The 491-nt window shown below is 45.0% G+C and carries 1 protein-coding gene; it reads left to right on the top strand.

Going from position 1 to position 491, the window contains the following annotated elements; all coding sequences use genetic code 11:
• The first annotated feature begins 20 nt into the window (after positions 1-20).
• Positions 21-389, top strand: coding sequence for a GFA family protein (locus ACT3TF_RS17200; RefSeq protein WP_444672641.1), 369 nt, complete (start codon positions 21-23; stop codon positions 387-389).
• The last annotated feature ends 102 nt before the right edge of the window (positions 390-491 follow it).

Raw genomic sequence — 491 nt, 5'->3', positions numbered from 1 at the left:
GTTAACTGTCTGGAGGGGTAATGCACAGAGGTAGTTGCTTATGTGGATCTGTATCTTTTGAGCTTTTATCACAGCCAAAGGCTACATCACACTGCCATTGTAAAATGTGTCAAAAGCAGCATGGTGCCGCGTTTGCAACTTATGCGAGCGTGCCGAAATCGGACTTGAAGTATGTCTCAGGCCAAGAGCTGCTAGCCTCATACAATTCATCGGGAAGCATTATCAGAAAATTCTGTAGTACTTGTGGTTCCAATATTGAGTGGAGTGGTAGTAAAAAATATCCTGATTGGGTATCAATAGCCCTGGCAGCACTTGATACTCCTTTTCAACCAAAAGGCATCAAAGATGTCCATCTTGCGTCCAAAGCGTGTTGGTTGGGAAACAGTTAACAAAGCCAGTAACGGCGAGCAGCTTTTCCGTCGCTTTTTTGTGGCGAAAAAGACTGCCACAAAAAAAACAACTACAAAGCTGCCGCGTTCTGGCGGCGTTAG

Origin of the sequence: Halomonas sp. AOP25-F1-15 (assembly GCF_052378675.1) — a bacterium.
GTDB classification, from domain to species: Bacteria; Pseudomonadota; Gammaproteobacteria; order Pseudomonadales; family Halomonadaceae; genus Vreelandella; species Vreelandella casei.
This window is presented reverse-complemented; position numbering and strand designations above follow the sequence as displayed.

What these genes read in the sequence shown, in the direction of transcription:
- ACT3TF_RS17200 (WP_444672641.1), top strand. Translation starts at nt 21, where the DNA reads ATGCACAGAGGTAGTTGCTTATGTGGATCTGTATCTTTTGAGCTTTTA.